The 6,036-nt window shown below is 71.7% G+C and carries 5 protein-coding genes; 2 read left to right on the top strand and 3 right to left on the bottom strand.

The window, feature by feature from the left end; genetic code table 11:
- A partial coding sequence (locus tag BFF77_RS07190; protein WP_066945086.1) for an Lhr family helicase occupies positions 1-3,422 on the top strand: 3,422 nt, incomplete at its 5' end.
- 70 nt (positions 3,423-3,492) lie between these two features.
- A complete protein-coding gene (locus BFF77_RS07185) occupies positions 3,493-4,251 on the top strand; it encodes an Fpg/Nei family DNA glycosylase (RefSeq protein ID WP_066945074.1) in 759 nt (252 codons plus the stop codon).
- Positions 4,252-4,340: 89 nt separating this feature from the next.
- Here BFF77_RS07185 and BFF77_RS07180 read toward each other — a convergent pair whose 3' ends face one another.
- The 3 genes from BFF77_RS07180 to BFF77_RS07170 all read right to left on the bottom strand — a co-directional run bounded on the left by BFF77_RS07180 (position 4,341) and on the right by BFF77_RS07170 (position 5,935).
- The gene (locus tag BFF77_RS07180; RefSeq protein WP_066945071.1) at positions 4,341-4,589 is read right to left on the bottom strand and encodes a hypothetical protein; all 249 of its coding nucleotides are present in this window, start codon (positions 4,587-4,589) and stop codon (positions 4,341-4,343) included.
- Between the two features lie 163 nt (positions 4,590-4,752).
- Entirely contained in the window at positions 4,753-5,352 is a 600-nt protein-coding gene (locus BFF77_RS07175) for a tyrosine-type recombinase/integrase (RefSeq protein WP_169922621.1), read from the bottom strand.
- A complete protein-coding gene (locus BFF77_RS07170) occupies positions 5,342-5,935 on the bottom strand; it encodes a hypothetical protein (RefSeq protein WP_141698377.1) in 594 nt (197 codons plus the stop codon). Before BFF77_RS07170 ends, BFF77_RS07175 begins: the two co-directional genes overlap by 11 nt.
- Between the last annotated feature and the right edge of the window lie 101 nt (positions 5,936-6,036).

Genomic DNA, 6,036 nt, shown 5'->3' with positions numbered 1-6,036 from the left:
ACCGACCCGTGGTGGGCGCGGTCTCCACGGGTGTCGTCTTCCCCAAGTACCGCGGCGATCTGGTGCAGGCGGCCGTGGTCACGGAGCGGATGCGCACCGGGGCCATCGAGGCGCTGCGCGTCCCGGCCAATCCGCTGGATGTGCTGGCCCAGCAGTTGGTCGCCATGGTCGCCCTCGACGTCAGACAGGCCGACGATCTGCTGGCCCTCGCCCGCCGCGCCGCGCCCTTCGCCTCCCTGCCCGAGTCGGCCTTCACCGCCGTGCTGGACATGCTCGCCGGGCGCTATCCCTCCGACGCCTTCGCCGAGCTGCGTCCGCGTGTGGTGTGGGACCGCGTCGCCGGTACGGTCACGGGCCGCCCGGGCGCCCAGCGCCTCGCCGTCACCTCGGGCGGCACCATCCCGGACCGCGGGCTGTTCGGTGTCTTCCTCGCCGGGGCCGATCCCAAGAAGGGCGGCGGGCGGGTCGGCGAGCTGGACGAGGAGATGGTGTACGAGTCCCGGGTGGGCGATGTCTTCACCCTCGGTACGACCTCCTGGCGGATCGAGGACATCACCCGTGACCAGGTCCTGGTCACGCCCGCCCCCGGCGCCCCCGGCCGGCTGCCCTTCTGGAAGGGCGACCAGCTCGGGCGCCCGCTGGAGCTGGGCCGTGCGGTGGGCGCGTTCCTGCGCGAGGTCGGTTCACTCTCCGAGGAGGACGCCCGGCTGCGGCTGCTGGCGGCGGGGCTGGACGCCTGGGCGGCCGGCAATGTGCTGTCGTATCTGGACGAGCAGCGCCGGGCCTGCGGCCATGTCCCCGACGACCGGACGATCCTGGTCGAACGGTTCCGCGACGAGCTGGGCGACTGGCGAGTGGTGATCCACTCGCCGTTCGGCGCCCAGGTGCACGCTCCCTGGGCACTGGCGCTGGGCGCCCGGCTCTCCGAGCGGTACGGGATGGACGCGCAGGTCATGCACGCCGACGACGGCATCGTGCTGCGCCTCCCGGACGCCGATCTGCTGGGCATGGACCTTCTGGACGGCGAGCCGGACTCCCTCGGCACGGCCTTCGACAGCGAGCAGGCGCCGGTGGGGGCCTCGGACATCGCCTTCGAGGCGGGCGACATCCGGGGGATCGTCACCGATCAGGTGGGCGGTTCCGCGCTCTTCGCCTCCCGGTTCCGGGAGTGTGCGGCACGGGCTCTGCTGCTTCCGCGCCGCAGCCCCGGCAAGCGCACGCCGCTGTGGCAGCAGCGTCAGCGCGCCGCGCAACTCCTCCAGGTGGCGAGCGAGTTCGGCTCGTTCCCGATCGTGCTGGAGGCGGTCCGCGAGTGCCTCCAGGATGTCTTCGACGTCCCCGGTCTCACGGAGCTGATGGGTGACATCGAGTCCCGCCGGGTCCGGCTGATCGAGGTCACCACGCCCGAGCCCTCGCCCTTCGCCCGCTCCCTGCTCTTCGGCTATGTCGCCCAGTTCCTCTACGAAGGGGACTCCCCCCTCGCGGAGCGGCGGGCCGCCGCGCTGTCCCTGGACTCCCGGCTGCTCGCCGAACTGCTGGGCCAGGCCGAGCTGCGCGAGCTGCTCGACCCGGATGTGCTCACGGAGCTGGAGCAGGAGCTCCAGTGGCTCACGGAGGACCGGCGCATCAAGGACATCGAGGGCGTCGCCGACGCGCTGCGGGTCCTCGGGCCGCTCACCGACGCGGAGTTGGCCGCACGCGGTGCGGAGCCCGGGTGGGCCGCGGAACTGGCCGGGACCCGCCGCGCCATCAAGGTCAGGATCGGCGGAGCCGACCACTGGGCGGCCGTCGAGGACGCGGGACGGCTGCGGGACGCTCTGGGCACGGCCCTGCCGGTCGGAATCCCCGAGGCGTTCACCGAGCCGGTCAAGGATCCGCTGGGTGATCTCCTCGCCCGCCATGCCCGTACGCACGGCCCGTTCACCTCGAACACGGCGGCCGAGCGCTTCGGTCTCGGCCCGGCGGTCACCGACGGCGCACTCCAGCGGCTGGCCGCCGGTTCCCGGGTCGTCCAGGGAGAGTTCCATCCCTCCGGCATCGGCCAGGAGTGGTGCGACGCCACGGTGCTGCGCCGGCTGCGCCGCCGTTCCCTGGCCGCGCTGCGCGAGGAGCTGGAGCCGGTGGCGCCCGCCGCGCTCGCCACATTCCTGCCGCAGTGGCAGCATCTGCACGCCAACAGTCTGCGCGGTGTCGACGGACTCGCCCGCGCCGTCGAGCAGTTGCAGGGAGCGCCCGTCCCGGCGTCGGCGCTTGAGAAGCTCGTCCTGCCCTCCAGGATCTCCGGCTACACGCCGGGACTGCTGGACGAACTGACCACCACCGGCGAGGTTCTGTGGGCCGGAGCGGGCGCCCTGCCCGGCAAGGACGGCTGGATCTCGCTCTATCCCGCCGACGCCGCGCCTCTCCTGCTGCCTCCGCCGCATCCGCTGGAGCTGACCGCCCTCCATGAATCGGTCCTGACCGCGCTGTCCGGCGGGTACGGCCTGTTCTTCCGGCAGATCGCCGACCAGATCCGTGCCACCACCCACCCGGACGCGACCGATCCCCAACTCGCCGACGCCCTCTGGGATCTGGCCTGGTCGGGGCGGCTGACCAATGACACCCTGGCCCCGCTGCGCTCCCTGCTCGGTTCGGGACGGACCGCGGGATCCACGGCCCACCGCGCGCGGCGCCCGGTGCCGCGCGGGCGGTACGGCGCGCTCACGGCCGCGGCCAGACCCGCGTCCCGTACGGGCCCGCCGACGGTGAGCGGACGCTGGTCCCTGCTCCCCGCACCGGAGCCGGATCCCACACATCGCGCCCATGCCCTGGCCCGTACGCTGCTCGACCGCCATGGCGTGGTGACCAGAGGCGCCGTCGCGGCCGAGGGGGTGGAGGGCGGCTTCTCCGCCGTCTACCGGGTGCTGTCCGCCTTCGAGGACAGCGGGCAGGCCCGCCGCGGCTATGTCGTCGAGGGACTGGGCGCGGCCCAGTTCGCGATGGACGGCGCGGTGGACCGGCTGCGCGCGGCGGCGACGGCCCGTGACCGCGCCGAGGCACACCCCTCGCCCCGCGCCGCGGTCCTGGCCGCCGCCGATCCCGCCAACGCCTACGGGGCCGCGCTCCCCTGGCCCGAGCCCCCGGCCGGCGCCGGTCACAAACCGGGCAGGAAGGCCGGCGCGCTGGTCGTCCTCGTGGACGGCGAGCTGACGCTGTACATGGAGCGCGGCGGAAAAACACTGCTGGCCTGGCCCGTGGATCCGGAGGATCCCGCGCTCCTGGCCGCCGCCGAGGCTCTGGCGGGCGCGGCCCGCGCGGACGCCCTCGGTACGGTCACGGTGGAGCGGACCAACGGCGTCCCGGCGCTGACCTCACCGCTGGGCCGCGCCCTGGAGGCGGCGGGCTTCCACGCCACCCCGAGGGGGCTGCGTCTGCGCGCATGAGACGGGCGCGGCCGGTCCGCCCCGTACGGCACCACGCTCCGCCCCCACCACGTCGCGCATCATGGAGGACATGCCCGAAGGAGACACCGTCTGGCAGACCGCCCGACGTCTGCACACCGCGCTCGCCGGCCGGCCGCTCGTCCGGTCCGATCTCCGGGTGCCCGCGTTCGCGACCGCCGATCTCACCGGGCGGACCGTCCTGGACGTCACACCGCGCGGAAAGCACCTCCTCACCCGTGTCGAGGGCGGGCTCACCCTCCACTCGCATCTCGGCATGGAAGGCGCCTGGAAGGTGTACGCGCCGGATGAGCGCTGGGGCGGCGGTCCCGCCCATCAGATCCGGGCGATCCTCGGCACCGAGGAGCGGACCGCGGTCGGCTACCGGCTGCCGGTCCTGGAACTGGTGCGCACCCGTGAGGAGGGGCGTGTGGTCGGCCATCTCGGGCCCGATCTGCTCGGGCCCGACTGGGACCCCGCGGCGGCGCTGCGCAATCTCCTCGCCGATCCCGCCCGCCCGGTCGGCGAGGCACTGCTCGACCAGCGCAATCTCGCCGGGGTCGGCAATGTCTTCAAGTCCGAGACCTGTTTTCTGGTCCGGGTCACTCCCTGGCTGCCCGTCGGACAAGTCCCGTCCCCCGAGCGCCTGGTGACAGCGGCGAAGAAGCTGCTCGAAACCAACCGGAACCGGCCCGGCGGCAGTCGGCGGCTCTCCGTCTACGGCCGCGCGGGCCGGTCCTGCCCCCGCTGCGGCACTCCCATCCGCAAGGACACCCAGGACGACCGCCCCGTCTACTGGTGCCCTCGGTGCCAGTGCGGACCCACGAGTTGACGAATCGTCAGCCGCCGGCGTCAACCGCCCGGTATCGACAGGGCCGCTCGGTCAAGGGCGGTCCTCAGACCACGGCCACCGCTGCCCCGTCAACCGCCCTTGCCGTCGGCCGTGGTGACATCGCACCGACCGGATCCCGTGTCCCGCCGGCGGCGCTCCGGCCGACGCCGCCGCGCGGTGGTGACATGCACGGGCAGCAGGCTCAGCCCCCAACTGCCCGCCGCCACCGCTCCCTCCACCAGCCCGCTGTGCTCGGGCACCAGCGCGAGCCGCAGAACGGCCCACCACCACAGCCCGCCGAGGGCGAACGCCGGCAGAAGGATCCATCGCCTCGCCATGGCTGCCTCCTCCGGCCGACGCTAGACCTGACGATCAACCGCCGGGAGGGCGCATCGGCGCACACCCCGGCGCGCGGGGACTTCTCACGGAATCCCCGTCACGCGCTCTCCGCGCGGAGTCACGCGTTCTCCGCCTGGAACATCCAGGAATAATGTCTCACTATCACTGGCCGGCCGCTCGTTTTGCCAGGTCAACGACCACATTGCCAGTACCGCCCGACGGGGCGTGCGTCACATGTGCGTCACGGGGGGTCAGGCGTGTCCACGCGTCGGTGATCCTGTCGGAGGCTCCGGGCGCCAGATGCGCGTACCGCTGCGTAGTCGCATACGATTCGTGACCGAGCAGATGCTGCACCCGGTACAGGTCCACGCCGTCCATCACCAGCCAGCTCGCCGCCGTGTGCCGCAGCGTGTGCGGCTTGGCGTACGGCACCCGGTGGTCCTCGGGACGCACGCAGGCCGGCGCTCCGTCGGCGCCCTTGCCGCACTGGTGCAGGCATGTCCTGGCACGCTTCATGGCGCCCTTCCAGTGCACCTCCCAGAACGTGGGGTATTTCGTCGCCTCGCCGCCTGGACCGAGGAAGAGCAGCCCGTCCCGGGGCCGCCCTTTCGCGAGGTCCGCCATCTGAAACATGACGTGTTCAGGTACGGGCACTTCACGGCGGCTCTTGGACGTCTTCGGATATTCCTTGATTCCCTTCTTCGTCCAGTTGTCCACTACCTGGAGGTGCTCACGTGCCCACTCGACGCGGTCAATACGCAATGCGGCCACTTCTCCGTACCGCAGTCCGCTGCAGAGACCTGTAGAGACTCAGATCCACCATCGCGCGGACGACCGGCTTCGCCGCGAACTCATGGAGAAGCGCACCAGCCTCCGGCTGGGTGAAGTAGCGATGGGCACTCTGCGGCGACTTCGGTAACTGGATCCCTTCGCACGGCGTATACAAAATGAGACACTCCCGGAGCGCGGCCCGCATTATCTGCGCGAACAGGAAATACACCTTGGGCACCGTCGGCACCCCGGGCCCGTTGCGAACCATGTCGTTCACCCACTGCTGGACTTCCAGGTGCGTCGGGTCCGCCACGCCCCAGGCCCCCCAGCGTGGCTCGATGTCACGCCGCCAGTACCCCTCATAGTTGTAGAGGGTGCCCGGCTCGACAACCATGGCGTCCAGGACCTTCCGGCCCCAGTCGCTGATGGTTGTCTTCCCGCCCTTCGGGTCACGCCAGGCCCCGGCAGCAATGGCCAGCTCCTGTCCTTCCCCCAGTGCTCGGCCATTTTCTTCGTGGGAAAAGTTTCGCTGTCCCGCCTCGTCTTCGGAATCACCCAGACGGTTGCCTGCCATTTCCCTGACGGCAGCTTCCGTATGTAGGCCATACATCCCCTCTTTCGGCTAACCGACTCTGCGAACGCGAGAGAACGTTCGCGACCTCGGACACTCCGCCT

It is taken from the genome of Streptomyces lushanensis (assembly GCF_001700515.1).
GTDB lineage: Bacteria > Actinomycetota > Actinomycetes > Streptomycetales > Streptomycetaceae > Streptomyces > Streptomyces lushanensis.
Note: the sequence above shows the minus strand (reverse complement) of the source record. Positions and strands in the feature narration are given on the sequence as shown.

What these genes read in the sequence shown, in the direction of transcription:
- BFF77_RS07170 (WP_141698377.1), bottom strand. Translation starts at nt 5,935, where the DNA reads ATGGCAGGCAACCGTCTGGGTGATTCCGAAGACGAGGCGGGACAGCGA.
- BFF77_RS07185 (WP_066945074.1), top strand. Translation starts at nt 3,493, where the DNA reads ATGCCCGAAGGAGACACCGTCTGGCAGACCGCCCGACGTCTGCACACC.
- BFF77_RS07180 (WP_066945071.1), bottom strand. Translation starts at nt 4,589, where the DNA reads ATGGCGAGGCGATGGATCCTTCTGCCGGCGTTCGCCCTCGGCGGGCTG.